The 16633-nt window shown below is 28.4% G+C and carries 17 protein-coding genes; 11 read left to right on the forward strand and 6 right to left on the reverse strand.

What is annotated here, in order from left to right:
- From Q0J90_RS10255 to csrA, 3 genes are all read left to right on the forward strand, one after another.
- Nucleotides 1-1256: flagellar hook-associated protein 3 (locus tag Q0J90_RS10255; RefSeq protein ID WP_297277808.1), on the forward strand; the 1256-nt coding region annotated here is incomplete at its 5' end.
- 54 nt (nt 1257-1310) lie between these two features.
- Nucleotides 1311-1775 (forward strand): flagellar assembly protein FliW, encoded by a 465-nt coding sequence (gene fliW / locus Q0J90_RS10260; protein ID WP_297277809.1) that lies wholly within the window; start codon nt 1311-1313, stop codon nt 1773-1775.
- A 1-nt stretch (nt 1776) separates the two neighbouring features.
- Nucleotides 1777-2019: a carbon storage regulator CsrA gene (csrA, locus tag Q0J90_RS10265; protein ID WP_028329866.1), complete on the forward strand. Its 243-nt coding sequence runs from the start codon at nt 1777-1779 to the stop codon at nt 2017-2019.
- A 22-nt stretch (nt 2020-2041) separates the two neighbouring features.
- On the opposite strand, the gene Q0J90_RS10270 is transcribed toward csrA, so the two are convergent.
- A complete protein-coding gene (locus tag Q0J90_RS10270; RefSeq protein ID WP_297277810.1) occupies nt 2042-2851 on the reverse strand; it encodes a hypothetical protein in 810 nt (269 codons plus the stop codon).
- 276 nt (nt 2852-3127) lie between these two features.
- On the opposite strand from Q0J90_RS10270, the gene Q0J90_RS10275 reads away from it, so the two are divergent.
- The 7 genes from Q0J90_RS10275 to greA all read left to right on the forward strand — a co-directional run bounded on the left by Q0J90_RS10275 (nt 3128) and on the right by greA (nt 12227).
- Nucleotides 3128-4216, forward strand: coding sequence for a cell surface protein (locus tag Q0J90_RS10275; protein WP_297277811.1), 1089 nt, complete (start codon nt 3128-3130; stop codon nt 4214-4216).
- Between the two features lie 156 nt (nt 4217-4372).
- Nucleotides 4373-5524, forward strand: a complete 1152-nt coding sequence (locus Q0J90_RS10280) for a double-cubane-cluster-containing anaerobic reductase (protein WP_297277812.1) — start codon at nt 4373-4375, stop codon at nt 5522-5524.
- A 226-nt stretch (nt 5525-5750) separates the two neighbouring features.
- Nucleotides 5751-6899: a double-cubane-cluster-containing anaerobic reductase gene (locus tag Q0J90_RS10285; RefSeq protein WP_297277813.1), complete on the forward strand. Its 1149-nt coding sequence runs from the start codon at nt 5751-5753 to the stop codon at nt 6897-6899.
- A gap of 64 nt (nt 6900-6963) precedes the next feature.
- Nucleotides 6964-8112 (forward strand): aminotransferase class V-fold PLP-dependent enzyme, encoded by a 1149-nt coding sequence (locus tag Q0J90_RS10290; RefSeq protein ID WP_297277814.1) that lies wholly within the window; start codon nt 6964-6966, stop codon nt 8110-8112.
- Nucleotides 8113-8129: 17 nt separating this feature from the next.
- Nucleotides 8130-9203 carry an acyl-CoA dehydratase activase gene (locus tag Q0J90_RS10295; RefSeq protein WP_297277815.1) on the forward strand — a complete coding sequence of 358 codons (1074 nt, stop codon included), beginning with the start codon at nt 8130-8132 and terminating at the stop codon, nt 9201-9203.
- 110 nt (nt 9204-9313) lie between these two features.
- Complete coding sequence (locus Q0J90_RS10300; RefSeq protein WP_297277816.1) at nt 9314-11686, forward strand: glycoside hydrolase family 3 C-terminal domain-containing protein; 2373 nt, start codon at nt 9314-9316, stop codon at nt 11684-11686.
- 76 nt (nt 11687-11762) lie between these two features.
- A complete protein-coding gene (gene greA, locus Q0J90_RS10305) occupies nt 11763-12227 on the forward strand; it encodes a transcription elongation factor GreA (RefSeq protein ID WP_297277817.1) in 465 nt (154 codons plus the stop codon).
- A gap of 56 nt (nt 12228-12283) precedes the next feature.
- On the opposite strand, the gene Q0J90_RS10310 is transcribed toward greA, so the two are convergent.
- Nucleotides 12284-13264 carry a LacI family DNA-binding transcriptional regulator gene (locus Q0J90_RS10310; RefSeq protein WP_297277818.1) on the reverse strand — a complete coding sequence of 327 codons (981 nt, stop codon included), beginning with the start codon at nt 13262-13264 and terminating at the stop codon, nt 12284-12286.
- 194 nt (nt 13265-13458) lie between these two features.
- Here Q0J90_RS10310 and kdsA point away from each other — a divergent pair, with 194 nt between their 5' ends.
- Nucleotides 13459-14277 carry a 3-deoxy-8-phosphooctulonate synthase gene (gene kdsA, locus Q0J90_RS10315; RefSeq protein ID WP_297277819.1) on the forward strand — a complete coding sequence of 273 codons (819 nt, stop codon included), beginning with the start codon at nt 13459-13461 and terminating at the stop codon, nt 14275-14277.
- Between the two features lie 582 nt (nt 14278-14859).
- Here the strand turns inward: kdsA and rplT are convergent.
- The 4 genes from rplT to Q0J90_RS10335 all read right to left on the reverse strand — a co-directional run.
- Complete coding sequence (rplT, locus tag Q0J90_RS10320) at nt 14860-15213, reverse strand: 50S ribosomal protein L20 (RefSeq protein ID WP_028329892.1); 354 nt, start codon at nt 15211-15213, stop codon at nt 14860-14862.
- Between the two features lie 14 nt (nt 15214-15227).
- Complete coding sequence (gene rpmI / locus Q0J90_RS10325; protein ID WP_297277820.1) at nt 15228-15431, reverse strand: 50S ribosomal protein L35; 204 nt, start codon at nt 15429-15431, stop codon at nt 15228-15230.
- A gap of 90 nt (nt 15432-15521) precedes the next feature.
- Nucleotides 15522-16109, reverse strand: a complete 588-nt coding sequence (gene infC / locus Q0J90_RS10330) for a translation initiation factor IF-3 (RefSeq protein ID WP_297277821.1) — start codon at nt 16107-16109, stop codon at nt 15522-15524.
- Nucleotides 16110-16123: 14 nt separating this feature from the next.
- On the reverse strand, nt 16124-16633 hold a 510-nt coding region (locus tag Q0J90_RS10335), incomplete at its 5' end, for a His/Gly/Thr/Pro-type tRNA ligase C-terminal domain-containing protein (RefSeq protein WP_297277822.1).

Here is a 16633-nt window from a genome sequence, read left to right on the forward strand (position 1 = left end):
AAATGAGAGTTACTGAACAAGCCCAATTTAATAGAACAGTTAGTACAATAAAAAGAAACTATAGTGAGATGGAAGCTTCTCAAACTAGATTATCTACTGGTCAAAGGGTGCAGTACCCTCACCAGAACGTTACATCAACTATTAATTCTATATACTACAGAACTAGAATGTCATCTGTTGATAGATATCAAAATAATATAGTTGATGGAAAAGAAAAATTAAGTGTTGCACATGATTCTATGTCTGCTATAACAGAAGCTTTAAATAGAGCAAGAGATTTAGCTGTACAGGGAGCTAATAGTACTTATGGTGCTGATGACAGAGCTAAAATGGCTATGGAAGTTGAAGAAATGTTAGAAAGAATATATGACATATCTAAAACTCAAAGCAAAGGAGAATTTGTATTTTCCGGAACAAGTACTAAAACTGCCCCATTCAGAGCTCTATACGGATATGATGAAAAAGCAGGACGTTCAATAGTAAAATCTGTTATATATGAAGGCGATGGAAATGCCCAAAACAGAGAAGTAGAAAACGGACAGCTTATCAATGTAGCAACTCCTGGAAATTATGCATTCTGGGGAACAAATATGGAAATTATATCTACTACAGATGCTTCTACATATATAGCTGCTGAAAATCAGGACATTATGATAGATGATATGGTTATCAATATTAAACAAGGCGATAATATTGAAGCTATAGTTCAAAGAATAAATGATGCTAATGGAAATGTAAGTGCCAGCATAGGAGATTTAAAAGGCGGTGCTAAAGTTATACAATTAAAAACAGGAACACCTCATAAAATTCTTTTACAAGATTTAGCAGGCGGTACTGTATTACAAGATATAGGTTTAGTTAGAGTTGGTACTGCAAACAACCCTGAAAATAACTATGAGCCTAGTGCATTAGTAACAGGTAAAAGCGTATTTGAAACTCTTATTTATTTAAGAGATGCTATGCTTAATGATGATGTAAGAGCTATAGGAAGCGAAGCTTTAGGTTATATAGACAGTTCTTTAGACAATGTAGCAACTGTACAGGCAAATGCTTCATCTAAAGTAACAAGACTTGATATGGGATATACAAGTTTTGAAAATCAAAAATTATCTATTCAAGAGGCTTTAGCTAAAAATGAAAATATAGATTATGCTGAAGAAATTGTTAACTTTAATATGTGGCAATATGCTCATAATGCTTCTTTACAAACAGCTGGAAGAATATTGGGCAGAACTCTTATGGATTATTTAAGATAATAGATTAGAATTTATTGTATATATAATTAATTTTAACAAAAAAGGAAATAATTTATGCCAGAAATAGAATCTAGGATATTAGGAAAAGTGGAGGTTTCAGATGATTCGCTTTATCATCTGAATGGAACGATACTAGCCTTTGAAGACTATGATGAGTTTTATCTTGTTAATATGGATGAAGAAGGTACTTTCAAAATCCTACAATCTAAAGATGATAAAAATGTATGTTTTATACTAATAGATCCGTTTTTGGTATTTAAAGATTATGAACCTGATGTGCATGACGATGATATAAAATATTTAGGTATAGAAAATCATGAAGATTTATATCTATTAACAATAGTCAGCATACCAAATGATGATTTTAAAACTATGAGTGCTAATTTAATAGCACCCGTAGTTTTTAATATTAAAAATCATAAAGCAAAGCAGTGTACTGTTTCTGGGGACAAATATACTACAAGACATTATATATTATCTGAAGAATCAGAAAATAAAACAGAAGAAAGGAGTTCATAAAATGCTTGTACTTTCTAGAAAAATCAATCAAAGCATAGTAATTGGGGATAATATAGAAATAATGTTGGTTGATATACGGGGAGATCAAATAAAACTTGGTATAAATGCTCCGAAAAATGTCAAAATCTTTAGAAAAGAAGTATACGAAGAGATAGAAAGTCAAAACTTAGAAGCATCTAAAGAAGCTACAGCAGATAAATTAAATATATTAACAAGTTTCGTAAAAAACAAATTTGGAAAATAAAAACCTACCTTATTATATTTAATTAATTACTAAATGGATTAATAAAACCGCCGTTTCTTATCATATTAATAGGTGTAAGAATTATATATGATATTATAACATTAAATAATGATATAATACAAGAGAATATCAAAAGCATATTATAAGTTTCAAGAATTCCATTTATAAATATATAAAATGAGTTTGGCACATCAAATTGAAAAAATACTTTCATCATTATTAAAAATGTATTCAATATTAAAGACACTGCAAAAATAACTATTATTCCTTTCCAAGCATGAGAAATATCTGCAGGACTTAATTCCATATGTGATGCTATTGATATTGATAAATATAAAAATACCCAAAATGTTATACTTTTAAATGATGAATTAATAATAACATTCTTAATGATATTAACAAAAATATTATAAGTATATACAAAAAAACTAGATATTGTATAGTATACAATGGACAAAATTTCCGAATTGAATACCTGTTTGTATTTGATATTGGGAATTGTAAATATATTTTCTTTTAGTTCCGGTGCCAATAATAGAAATAATATATATACTATCAATGTACCTACAATAATTGGACCTACACCTATAAAAAAATTACCTATTTGCTGATACCAGCTTCTGGAATCATAACTATGCAGAACATATCCTATAGTATCTGACTTTGCATTAAAAAGTTTAATATCATTGATTTTATGTCTAAACAAAAGACAAAACAATGCATGTGAAAGTTCATGTATAGGAGTACCTATCCAGCCTGTAATATAAACTTCTATTTTTGAACCCAATGTTTTAGCAAATATTCTTCTTGTCATAGAAGATAGAATATACAAAATGAATCCGAATATTATAATACTGCCGAATAATCTAAACAGATTAATTACTGTTTTAGAAAATATTATTATTATAAAATATAAAAAATCCTTTATCATTTGTAGATTTATCGGAAGAAAAAAGAATTAATTAATGTAAAAATGTATAATAGATGATTTAATAGGTACTTGAAAAAATACTATTTCTACTATAAACTATCATGAAAAAATATTGAACTAATTATTACAATATTAAAGAATATTTGTTTTTATAAAATATTGTAAAGTGGAGAGAAAATGAAAAAAGTTATTTGTTTATTGATGCTATTAAATTCTTTTGTATTTGCTATAGATGATATTCTAGATAAAGATAATATGCATAATTTAATAGAAGGAGTAACATCAACAAGATTTGGTACAGACAGAGTTAGCACAATATACGACTTTGCTCCGCTTATGAATCATAATACCCCTTTCAAATTAGGCGTTTCATTATTAGATTTAACACATATAGTAGATAATAACACAATAGGTACAGATGGAAAAAGAAAATTAGAATTTTTACCAAAAGGATTTGTTGGTTTAAGCTATGGAATGTTTTCTATTGGTTATCAATTTAGTTTGTATAATGATCTCACAGAAAAAAATACACCTATAGCACATAGCCATTCAGTTTCATTTGGTTTTGCCAATGAAAGATATAGATTATCTGTTCCTCTGTCAATATCTGCATCAGATCCAAATTATTACGGCGGAAAATTATCTATAAGTACTACGCCTAAGTTTTCTTTTATGTTCAGAGGCGGTTTATTAAATGAATTTACAATAGCTCTTCATTACGGAATTCAGCTTTCCACTGTTACTAATCCTGTAGGCGGTACTAACATAGCTCCTATGGTTATAGGAGGTTCTCTATATGGAGAGGTAATGCTTACAAGATTTGATAATTATCCTGTTCAAATCAGTATACCAGCTAAATTAGCTTTCTATTATGGTATAGGAGCAAGATGGGCTACTATAGATGCCGGATATGCTGAGGATGCTTTAATAAATTATCTATACAGCGATACAGCACAAACAGAAAGATCTACAGACAGTATGAGATTCTATGTTGTACTTCCAGCTAAATTTGAGATGAAATTAGGAGCAATATACACATATTTAATGCCTAGATTAATGTTTGAAGGAAGTATTTATAAAACAGATGGAAATTATAACTTGCATTATGGTATGGAAGGAGAGATGCAGGTTACTTTAGTTGAAAATTTAACATTTGGTTTTACAGCATATGCAGAAGGTCAAAGAATAACAAGACAAGCTGCTGATTTTGAAATAAAGAATGCATTTGACGGCGGATTAGATATTTGGGGAATATGGAGATATTAAAACAACTGCAATGATAAAAAATTTCTCTAAGTCTAAAATAATAGCAGCCATTGCTTATTTATCTAAAAAATATACTAGACATATACTATAATATTATTCTATAGGATATAGAATCCATTTCTATCAAAAAATAAATATATTTTATGGAGTAATATAATGTCTAATAATAATTTACCGGAAATTTTTGAAACATTTACAGATGCACGCAAAAAAGGCTTTCTTACTATGAAAGAAGAAAAAGATAAAGGCAGAAAAGTAGTAGGAAGTTTTTGCACTTATACGCCAAAAGAAGTAATATATGCTGCTGATGCCATAAGCGTATCATTATGTTCTACAAATGAAGAAACTATACCGGAAGCTGAAAAATATTTGCCTAAAAACCTATGTCCTTTAATAAAATCAAGCTATGGTTTTGCAATAACTGACAGATGTCCTTATATGTATTTTTCTGACTTAATAGTCGGAGAAACTACATGCGATGGTAAGAAAAAAATGTATGAACTTTTAGGAGAAATAAAAAATACTCATGTTATGCAGCTGCCTCATTTCAAAAATGAATACTCATTAGCACTTTGGAAAAATGAAATCGCTGAACTTATAAAAAGATTAGAAAAAGAATTTGATATAAAAATAACTGAAGAAAAATTAAAAGAATCCATTAAACTATTTAATGAAGAGAGAAGAGTAATAAAAGAATTATATGAATTAGGAAAGCTTAATCCGTCTCCTATAAAAGGAAGCGAAATGCATGAAGCTTTGCACTCATCAAATTATAAATTCGATAGATTAGCATATATAAATGAAATAAAAGAGTTAATAAAAAATTTAAAAGAAATGCATTCACAAAATAATCAAAAAGAATATAATCAAAATACCCCAAGAATATTGATAACAGGATGCCCTACCGGAGGACTTGTCGATAAAGTTATAAAGCAAATAGAAGAAGTTGGAGCCAGTGTTGTTTGTTTTGAAAGCTGTTTAGGGAGCAAAAATTTTGAAATACTTGTTGATGAAAATAAAGATCCTATAGAAGCAATTGCAGAAAAATATTTAGATATACCATGTTCTGTTATGAGTCCTAATGATGATAGAATGGATATAATAAAAAGATATATAGAAGAATATAATGTTGATGGTGTAGTAGAGGTTACGCTTACTTCATGCCATACTTATGCTATAGAAACTGAAAAAGTTAGACGTACAGTTGAAAGTATGGGAAAGTCATATTTAAATATAGAAACTAATTATTCTAACAGCGATGCACCTCAGCTTAGAACAAGATTAGAAGCATTTGTTGAAATGTTGTAATAATTCATATTTGTATTTTTTAGAAAAATAAATTATTTAATTGACAAACATAAATATTTTTATTATAATTTTAGCCATGATTACTAATTTTGCTGTAAACAAATTGATAGTAGCCATTTCTTATCTATCTAAAAAATACACAAGACATATATTTTAAATATTCAATTCTATAGGATATAGAATCCATTTCTATTAAAAAAACAAATATATTTTAGGGAGTAATATAATGTCTAATAATAATTTACCAGAAATTTTTGAAACATTTGCCGATGCACGTAAAAAAGGTTTTTTAGCAATGAAAGCTGAAAAAGATAAAGGCAGAAACGTAGTTGGAACTTTTTGCACCTACACACCTAGAGAATTAATATATGCTGCCGATGCTATAAGCGTATCATTATGTTCTACAAGCGATGAAACTATACCGGAAGCTGAAAAATATCTGCCTAAAAACCTATGTCCTTTAATAAAATCAAGCTATGGTTTTGCAATAACTGATAAATGCCCTTATATGTATTTTTCTGACTTGGTAGTTGGTGAAACTACATGCGACGGTAAGAAAAAAATGTATGAACTTTTAGGGGAAATAAAAGATACTCATGTTATGCAATTGCCTCATACAAGAAATTATCATTCTTTTGAACTTTGGAAAAATGAATTGAATATACTTATTAAAAGATTAGAGGAAAAATTTAATGTTGAAATTACAGAAGACAAATTAAAAGATGCTATAAAATTATGTAATGAAGAGAGAACTATTATGAAAGAATTTTTCTCTCTTGCTAAATTAGTTCCTTCTCCTGTTAAAGGAACAGAAATGCATGATGTTATGAATTCTTCCAATTTCAAATTTGATAAAAAACAATTCTTTGAAGAAATTAAACAGACTATCAAAAACGTTAAAGAAAAATATGAAAAAGGTGAAACTCCATTCACTAAAGATACGCCTAGAATATTAATAACAGGATGCCCTACAGGAGGAGTTGTAGATAAAGTAATAAAACAAATAGAAGAAATAGGCGGTTCAGTAGTATGTATTGAAAATTGTGTGGGAACAAAAAATTTTGAGATGTTAGTTGATGAAAGCAAAGATCCTATAGAAGCAATTGCTGAAAGATATCTAAATATACCTTGTTCTATTATGGTAAATAATGACGGAAGAATGGAAAGAATAAAAGAATATATAAATGATTATAAAGTTGATGGTGTTATTGATATCACTCTTAGTGCATGCCACACTTATGCTATAGAAACAGAAAAAGTAAGACGCACTGTAGAGGGATTAGGAAAATCATATTTAGCAATAGAAACTAATTATTCTAACAGCGATGCTCCTCAAGTTAGAACTAGATTAGAAGCATTCATTGAAATGCTATAAATAAAAATATTAACTTAAACAGCAAGGTGCTTTTTTAGGTACTTTGCTTTTATTAGGAAAGATAATGATATATTTTGATAATGCAGCAACAACATTAAAAAAACCTGAAACTGTTGCCAAAGCAGTTTTTAATGCTATAAATAGTTTTGCAAATGCTTCAAGAGGTTCTTATGAATCATCTTTAAATAGCGAAAGAGTTATATTAAGCACAAGAGAAAGAATTGTAAAACTATTTAACGGCTACAGCCCTAATTATGTTGCATTCACAAGCAATTCTACAGAGGCATTGAATACTGCAATCAAAGGATTAATAGAAAACCATAAAGATTCTCATATTATAACAACCTCTTTAGAACATAACAGTGTATTAAGACCTCTTTATGAAATGCAGGAACTCGGCACTGAATTAACTATAATAAAAGCAAATATTAAAGGAGAAGTGAATTATTCAGATATAGAAAAAAGTATAAAATCAAACACTAAAGCCATTGTATGTACGCATGCATCTAATGTTATAGGAGATGTTTTGGACATAGATTTTATAGGCAATTTATGCTCAAAACATAGTATATTATTTATTCTTGATGCCTCTCAAAGCGCAGGTTCTATAAATATAGATATGAAGAAAAATAATATTGATATAGTATGCTTTACCGGGCATAAAGGTTTAATGGGACCTCAAGGCACTGGAGGATTATGTATAAAAAAAGATATAAGTATAAAACCATTAAAAAGCGGAGGCTCCGGAATAAAAACTTATTCTAAAACTCAGCCTGAAAATATGCCTACAAGACTTGAAGCTGGTACTTTAAATAGTCATTCTATAGCAGGACTTAATGCTGCATTAGAATTTATAGAAAATGAAGGATTGGAAAAAATTAGAAAGCATGAAAAAAAATTAGCAGATTATTTTTATAATGAAATAAAAAATATAAATAATATTAAATTTTACGGTAATTATAATACTGATAATAGAACATCAATAGTGGCATTGAATATAGGTGAAATAGATTCTGCAAAAATATCTGATATACTTGCAAATGAATATGATATAGCTACTAGATCAGGTGGACATTGTGCCCCTCTTATGCATGAATCATTAAATACTGTAAAGCAAGGTATTGTAAGATTTAGTTTTTCTTATTTCAATACAGAAGAAGAAATAGAAAAAGGTATTAAAGCTATAAAAGAAATTAGTAAAAAATTTTCATAAATTAAAGGAAGATAAAAATGTATTATATTGGTATAGATATAGGTTCAACTGCTTCAAAAGTTGCCGTTTATGATGATAATGTTAATGATTTAATTGATTTATTTATGATTCCTACAGGATGGTCTGGAATTGAAGCTGCGGCAAAGATACTTGAAATGTTAAAAGAAAAGAATATAAATAAAGAAGATTCATATTTCGTAGGCACAGGATATGGAAGAGTATCTATAGAATATGCTGATAAAACAATAACAGAAATCACATGTCATGCCAAAGGAGCCAATTTTTTATTTAACAATTTAGACGGCACTTTAATTGATATAGGCGGACAGGATACTAAAATAATAAATATAAAAAATGGAAAAGTTGATAATTTTATTATGAATGATAAATGTTCTGCTGGTACAGGCAGATTTATAGAATTAATGTCTAATTCTTTAGGATGTTCTATACCTACCCTTCTTGAAGAAGCTTCAAAATGCCAAGAAACTGATGTAATTATAAGCTCAATGTGCACAGTATTTGCCGAAACAGAAGTTATAAGTCTTAAATCCAGCGGAAAGCAAAAAAGTGAAATTGCTTATGCTATAGTAAATTCTGTTGCAAATAAAGTTGCCTCACTTTGCGGAAAGTTTAAAGATGATACTTACTTCCTTACGGGAGGATTATGCGTATTTGATTATTTAGTTAAAAACTTAGAAAAAACTTTAGGCGGTAAAGTTATTACTGACAGCAGAGGACAATATGCCGGAGCAATAGGAGCTGCTATTATAGGATTTGAAAAAAATTCTAATAATAAAGTAATAAATAAAAACATATCTGTAAATGAAAATACTAAACCAAAAGAAAGCAATGAAAAAAGATTAGTTATAACTTTTAATACTACAACTGATGTTATGAGAGCGGAAAAAGTTTTTAAATATGTTATGTTAACGACTAATCAAATACTTGGAAAAATAATATCAATACCTAGTGAAATATCTGCAGGATGCGGTATGTCTTGGGAAAGTGAAATTAATTTTAAAGATAATCTAATTAATATATTAAAAGAAAATGATATAGAATATGATAATTTTTATGAAATATCTAAATAAATAAAATAATAATAAAAAATATTATAACTCTATTTTATTATTTTTAAGTTGTAATATATTGATAATATTATATCATAATCTTATAACAATATATCTTTGGGGTAATCATTATGAATAATAAATATCAAGAACAAATCAAAGAGTTAATGAAAGAATTAACATTGGAAGAAAAAGTATCTCTTTTAAGCGGTAAAGATTTTTGGTCAACTAAGCCTATATACCGATTAAAAATAGATTCGCTATATTTAACTGATGGGCCTCATGGAGTTAGAAAACAAAGTACAGAATCAGATGAATTAAGTTTGCAAAATTCAACAGCTGCAACATGTTTTCCAACAGCCTGCTGCAGTGCATGTTCATTCGATCCTAATATAATGTATGAAATGGGAGAAGCTATATCAAAAGAAGCTAAGGCCAATAAAGTTTCTGCTGTATTAGGACCTGGAATTAATATTAAACGCTCCACTCTTTGCGGACGTAATTTTGAATATTTTTCTGAAGATCCTTACTTAGCTGGAAAAATGGCAAGCGGATGGATAAGCGGTTTAGAAGATAATGGAATTGCTGCAAGCTTAAAACATTTTGCTGCAAATAATCAGGAAACTTTAAGACTTGTAATAGATAGTATTGTAGATGAAAGAGCTTTAAGAGAAATATATCTGCAGGCTTTTGAAATAGCAATAAAAGAATCAAACCCTTCTACTGTTATGTGTTCTTACAATAGAGTAAATGGTGATTTTGCATCTGAAAGTAAATATTTGCTTAATGATATATTAAGAGAAGAATGGGGATTTGAAGGTATAGTTATTTCGGATTGGGGTGCTGTTAATGACAGAGTTGAAGCAGTAAAGGCAGGTTTAGATTTACAGATGCCTTCCACTAATGGATATGATGATAAAAAAGTTTATGATGCTGTAAGAAATAATATTATTGATGAAAGCGTACTAGATAAGGTTATTATAAGACTTCTTGATTTTTCTCTAAACCGCATGCATAATATATATCAAAATTTTTCTAATGATAAAGAAGAAAATCATAAAATAGCAAGAAAAATTGCAGAAAATTCTATAGTATTATTAAAAAATGAATATAAAATACTTCCTGCAAAAAAAGAAAGTAAAATTGCTGTTATTGGAGAGTTCGCTCAAAAACCTAGATATCAAGGAAATGGAAGTTCATTAATAAATGCTTATAAAATAGATACAGCAGAGGAATATTTTAGAGAACATAATATAGAATTTAATTATGCTAAAGGATATGATTCTAATTCTTCAAATATAGATAATACATTAATAGAAGAAGCCGTAAATATTTCCAAAGATAAAGATATAGTTATAATTTTTGCCGGTTTGATAAACTCTTATGAATCCGAAGGTTTTGATAGAAAACATCTTAATCTTCCTGAAAATCATAATCATTTAATAGAAGAAATTTCAAAAGTTAATAAAAATATAGTTGTTGTACTTTCTATAGGTGCCCCTGTTTTAATGCCTTGGATTGATAAAGTAAAAGGTATTGTTAATTTATATTTAGCAGGAGAAGCCGCTGTAAGTGCTGCATTTAATATTATATTTGGTATAGTTAATCCAAGCGGAAAACTTGCTGAAACTTTCCCTTTAAAATTGGAAGATAATCCAAGTTATAAATATTTCCCTGGAGGCAATAAGTCTGTAGAATACAGAGAATCAATATTTGTCGGATACAGATATTATGATAAAGCAGAAAAAGATGTTTTATTCCCATTTGGTTTTGGCTTATCATATACTAGTTTTGAATTTTCTAATCTTATAGTTTCTGATGCTAATACCATTGCCGGATTAGATAATATACATGTTGTTTTCGATATAAAAAATACAGGAGATATGTTCGGATGCGAGGTGGCTCAAATATATATTTCTGCTCCGGAAAATAATATATTTAAAGCAAAAAAAGAATTAAAAGGATTTATTAAGGTATTCTTAGAACCAAATGAAACCAAAACAGTTATAATTAAATTAAATAAAAGAAGTTTCTCTTTTTATAATACTGAAACCAAACAATATGAAATAGAAAACGGACTCTATACTATATACGTTGGAAACTCATCAAGAAATTTAATTTTAAGTAAGAGCATGGAAATAAATTCAAATGATTACAATAACGAAAAATTACATAGCTATTTTAACATAAAAGATATTAATATTTCAGATGAGGATTTTGAAAAATTATTAGGAAGAAAATTAAAACCTATTAATATAAAAGCATGCAAGCCTTATAATCTTAATAATAATTTAGCAGATCTTTTACATGAAGAAATAGCTAAAGATTTTTATAATAAACTTTTAATAGGTCTTAATGAAATGTTTAAAGATGATAAAACAGATACAAAAAAGATGTTTGAAAGCATGATGCTTGAAACTCCTCTTCGTTCTCTTTACACAATGAGCGGAGGATTGATAAGCAGAAACGATATAGAAAACTTACTTCAATCTTTGAATAATTAAAATAATAATTTTTATTTGTAAATATAAAAAAATAGTTTATAATAGTATATTATTATTTATTTAAGGATGATTAATTATGGGAAAACCAATAACAAAAGACGGATATGAAAAAGCAAAGTCTAAACTTGCAGAATTAAAAGCAGAATTTGAAACTTTACCTGCTATTATTGCAGAAGCTAGAGAAAAAGGAGACTTAAAAGAAAATGCAGAATATCATGCTGCAAAAGAAAGACAAGGTTTATTAAATGCTCAAATATCAAAGTTGGAAGGTGATTTAGCCGGCTCTGAAATAATAGATCCTGCTGGTTTAGATAAAGACACTGTAACTTTTGGAAAAAGAGTTAAAGTTAAGGATCAAGGCAGAAATGCTGTTATAGAATATAAAATATTGGGTGAATTAGAAGCTGATATGAGTAAGAATGAAATTACAATAGTTACTCCTATTGCTAAAGGTTTATTAGGAAAAAAAGTTGGAGATGTAGTTACCATTAAAGTTCCTGCCGGAGATAAAATCCTAGAAATATTAGAAATTAATCTATAAAATTATTTAAAGAATTCCATTAAATTATATAATGGAATTCTTTTTTATTATCAAATTTATTTTACGCTTTCACCTTCTATAAATTCATAATCTATATAATGAATCTTATCAGATTTATTATTGTTTATTAATTCTAATAATACATTAGCAGTTCGTACTCCAGCATTTAAATAATCAAATTTTATAGTAGAAAGCTTAGGCTCTATTACATCATCAACATCATAAACTCCAAATGATATAACAGAAATATCATCCGGAATTTTAAGTCCTTTATCCATTATTACCCTATATACCGCATGTGCATGTTTATCACTGGAACATATTATTATATTAATTTTTTTATTAAGAAGTAATTTATTTGCTGCTCTTTTGGCACTGTCATAAGAAAAATCAGCATTTTCAAAATTTACTTTTTTTACATTGTATTTTTTTAAACCATCTGCAATACCATTTTTTCTATTAACTTCTATATCAGAATCTTTTTCCGTAATATATCCTACATATTTATAGTTCTTCTTACCAATATACTCCCCTATTTCTCTGCCTGCATTATAATCATCATTTATTACGCTTACTCCATCAGGAAATTGTTGTCCGTAAACTACAACAGGTATTTTTAATTTCCTTATCATTTTTCTGTGTTCATCGCTTACTTCTGTTGCATTTAAAACTATTCCATCCACATTTAATCTTTTTAATTTCTCTAAATATACCAATTCTAATTTTGTATCATAATTAGTATTAATTATAATAGGTATATATTTCTTTTCTCTAAAAACCTTTTCTAATCCAGTTAATAACCGTGATGCAGATACAGAATCTATAGCCGGAGTGATAATACCTATCATATAACTTTGCCTGGCTTTTAATCTTGCAAAGGCATTTGGATCATAATTATACTTTTTAATAACCTTAGATATCCTATCCTTGGTTTCCTTTTTAACATACCCGCCGTTAAAATAGCGAGATATAGTTGTTTTTGTGACATCGCATAATTCAGCAATATCTTTCATTGTTATTTTACTATTTTTCATCATATATACCCCCTACCGTATTATTAGATTATATACTAAAAAAAATAAATTATCAAATTAAAGTTCAATAAATATTTAAATATTAGCAGCTCAAACGTTAATTTTTTCATTAATAAAAATAATAGTCAGTATATTTAATGATTGACTTTAGAAATTAATGTTGTATTATATATAAAATGATTTTTTGAGGATATAAAATGATTTTTGATTATAAAGGTATAACTAATAAAAATAAAGATTTAATATTTGTAGCTGGTCCATGCGTAATAGAAAGCGAAGAAATGACAATGCATATAGCTAAAAAACTTAAAGAAATAAAAGATAAATTAAATATACAGTTAGTTCTTAAAGGAAGTTTTGATAAGGCAAACAGAACTTCTCTATCATCTTTCAGAGGTTTAGGAATGAAAGAAGGTCTTAAAATACTTCAAAATGCAGGCAAAGAATTCTCACTTCCTACTTTAACTGATATACATATTCCTAACGATGCTGATGAAGCTGCAGAATATGTTGACTTTTTACAAATACCTGCTTTTTTATGCAGACAAACCGATATGCTTAGAGCAGCATGTGAAACAGGAAAAGCAGTTAATGTAAAAAAAGGTCAATTCATAAGCGGTTATGACTGTAAATATATAGCAGATAAATGCTCTGATGCCATAAATGAAAAAAGGTTTTTCTTATGTGAAAGAGGTACTATGTTTGGTTATGGCAACTTAATAGTAGACATGAAGAATTTAGAAATAATGAAAAATTATGCTCCTGTAATGTATGATGCTACACATTCTGTTCAAATGCCTTCTGCTAATAACGGAGTATCCGGAGGTGCAAGGGAATTTATACCTAGCCTTCTAAAAGCTGCTGTTGCTTTAGGTGTTGATGCTGTATTTATGGAAGTACATCCTAATCCTGATAAAAGTCCCTCTGATGCCAGAACTATATTTGAGCTTGATAAAGTGGAAGAATTATGGACTAAAATAATAAAAATAAATGATTTAGTAAAAAATATGCAGTAATTAGTATATAATAACTTAATCAAATATTACAGCATTTTATTTTAAAAATGTATCACACAAAATATAAAATGATTAAAAGTTTTATAAATTAAAATATATTTTTTTAATACTAATACAATTAATAAATATTCTTTTTATTATTCTATAAACAAGCAATATTTTTATATGGACATAAATATATCATACTAATGATAAAGTAATCAGAATTTTGGTATTAATAATGATTTTAATACAAGTACTTGGATAATATCATGATACGGGATTTAAATTTGAATAAATATGTTAAAAAAATAAACCGCTTTTGTGGGATGAACAAAGCGGCTTATTACAAATATAGTTATTGGGGGGTAGTCCAATCAACTAAATATATTATCGGCTGAGAGTATTTTAACTTTAATATTTTTAAATAAATAATTGATAAAAAATAAAAAACTTCTATCTTAAAACAAGACAAAAATAAGCAAAAAATACTGTAAAAATAAATAATATCTTAAAAATTATAATAGAATTAAAAAACCGTTAGCATTCAATTAAGAATACTAACGGTAATTTTATACATAAGTAAATATTTTTTAAGTCTAATTAAGCAAGTGCCTTCTTAGCTACTTCAACTACTGCTTCAAATGCTTTATAATCTTCAATAGCTAAATTAGATAAAGCTTTTCTGTCTATTATAACATTAGCTTTTTTAAGTCCGTTAATGAACTTGCTGTAAGATATGCCTAAAGGTCTGCATGCCGCATTGATTCTTAAAGTCCATAAACGTCTCATCATTCTTTTTTTCTGTCTTCTATCACGATAAGCGTATTTTAAACCTCTTATTACAGCCTCTTTAGCCTGCTTCATTTGCTTGCTGTGAGAACCATAATAGCCTTTAGCCATCTTTAATATTTTTTTAACTTTTTTCTTTCTTACTACACCGCTAACTGCTCTCATTTTAGTCTCCTTTATTATCTGCCGTAAGGCATCAATCTAGGCATTTCAGCCATATTAGTGTCATCAGCTACTCTAGCTTTACGATACTTTCTTTTAGTATCTGGTCTTTTGTTCAAAAATTTGTGGCTACCAAATGCATGAGCAAATTTAACTTTACCGCTTTTAGAAAATCTAAAACGCTTTTTGGCACCGCTTTTTGTTTTTAACTTTTGTTTCATAAACTAATATCCTTTTAAAATTATATTTACTGTATGCTCAAATCTATACGTATGATAAGTACGCATAGCTAGTGGGCTTATTAAAAATTATTACTCCTCTGCATCTTCAGCAGCTTCTTTCTTTGAAGAACTTTCAGAATCAGAAGAACTTTTTTTCATTTTTATAGGATTAAGCACTGCAGATAAATTTTTTCCTTCCAATTTGGCAGGTTTTTCTGTAGCAGCTTCATTCTCTAAATCCTGTATAATCTTTTCAATAAGGTCATAACCAAATTTAGTATGGGCCATTTCCCTGCCTCTAAACATTATAGTAATCTTAACCTTATTGCCTTCATCTAAGAATTCACGAATATGCTTCATTTTAAAGTTATAATCATGTATGCTTATTTGAGGACGCATCTTGATTTCTTTAAGCTGTACTAACTTTTGTTTCTTCTTAGCTTCTTTACTCTTCTTTTGAATATCAAATTTATACTTACCATAATTGATAATCTTACAAACAGGCGGCTCTGCTGTAGGCACAATCTCCACTAAATCTGAGCCTTCCTCTTTGGCTAATGCTAAAGCATCTTTAATGCTCATTATACCAAGACTTCCCCTCTCATCATGCACAACTCTAACTTCTGGTGCAGTAATAAATTGATTAATTCTTTCTCCTTCTTTTTTTACTGTTGCCATATTATTTATCTACCTCATTTAGTAGTAAATATAGAATCATTCATTCTCTCCTTAGATTCTTTTTTGAGTTTCTCTATAAACTCATTCAAATCCATATCTTTAATTTCTTGTGAAGAACGTGTTCTAATAGATAATTTTCCGCTAGAAACTTCTTCGGCACCTATTATAACCGTATATGGAGTTCTTTGCAAGCGGTATTTCTTAATCTTAGTACCTAAATTATCATTTGCCTCATCAACTTCTACTCTGAAGCCTGCATCTTTTAATGCTTTAGCCACTTCATTAGCTCTGTCAATCTGAGGCTTTTCATTAAGTACATTAACTACAGCTACTTGTAAAGGAGATAACCATAATGGGAATTTACCATTATAATGTTCAACTAATATTCCTATGAAACGCTCCATTGAACCAAGTATTGCTCTGTGAAGCATTACAGGAGTATGTTTTTTACCATCTTTACCTTCATAGCTAATCTCAAATCTCATAGGAAGTGAGAAGTCAACTTGTAAAGTACCGCATTGCCA

The sequence above is a fragment of the uncultured Brachyspira sp. genome, assembly GCF_944390595.1.
In the GTDB taxonomy this organism is placed as follows: Bacteria; Spirochaetota; Brachyspiria; order Brachyspirales; family Brachyspiraceae; genus Brachyspira.

Coding starts and splice junctions, on each gene's coding strand:
- rplT (WP_028329892.1), bottom strand. CDS start 15,213: ATGAGAGCAGTTAGCGGTGTAGTAAGAAAGAAAAAAGTTAAAAAAATA.
- Q0J90_RS10290 (WP_297277814.1), top strand. CDS start 6,964: ATGATATATTTTGATAATGCAGCAACAACATTAAAAAAACCTGAAACT.
- fliW (WP_297277809.1), top strand. CDS start 1,311: ATGCCAGAAATAGAATCTAGGATATTAGGAAAAGTGGAGGTTTCAGAT.
- csrA (WP_028329866.1), top strand. CDS start 1,777: ATGCTTGTACTTTCTAGAAAAATCAATCAAAGCATAGTAATTGGGGAT.
- greA (WP_297277817.1), top strand. CDS start 11,763: ATGGGAAAACCAATAACAAAAGACGGATATGAAAAAGCAAAGTCTAAA.
- Q0J90_RS10295 (WP_297277815.1), top strand. CDS start 8,130: ATGTATTATATTGGTATAGATATAGGTTCAACTGCTTCAAAAGTTGCC.
- infC (WP_297277821.1), bottom strand. CDS start 16,109: ATGGCAACAGTAAAAAAAGAAGGAGAAAGAATTAATCAATTTATTACT.
- rpmI (WP_297277820.1), bottom strand. CDS start 15,431: ATGAAACAAAAGTTAAAAACAAAAAGCGGTGCCAAAAAGCGTTTTAGA.
- Q0J90_RS10310 (WP_297277818.1), bottom strand. CDS start 13,264: ATGATGAAAAATAGTAAAATAACAATGAAAGATATTGCTGAATTATGC.
- Q0J90_RS10285 (WP_297277813.1), top strand. CDS start 5,751: ATGTCTAATAATAATTTACCAGAAATTTTTGAAACATTTGCCGATGCA.
- Q0J90_RS10275 (WP_297277811.1), top strand. CDS start 3,128: ATGAAAAAAGTTATTTGTTTATTGATGCTATTAAATTCTTTTGTATTT.
- Q0J90_RS10280 (WP_297277812.1), top strand. CDS start 4,373: ATGTCTAATAATAATTTACCGGAAATTTTTGAAACATTTACAGATGCA.
- kdsA (WP_297277819.1), top strand. CDS start 13,459: ATGATTTTTGATTATAAAGGTATAACTAATAAAAATAAAGATTTAATA.
- Q0J90_RS10300 (WP_297277816.1), top strand. CDS start 9,314: ATGAATAATAAATATCAAGAACAAATCAAAGAGTTAATGAAAGAATTA.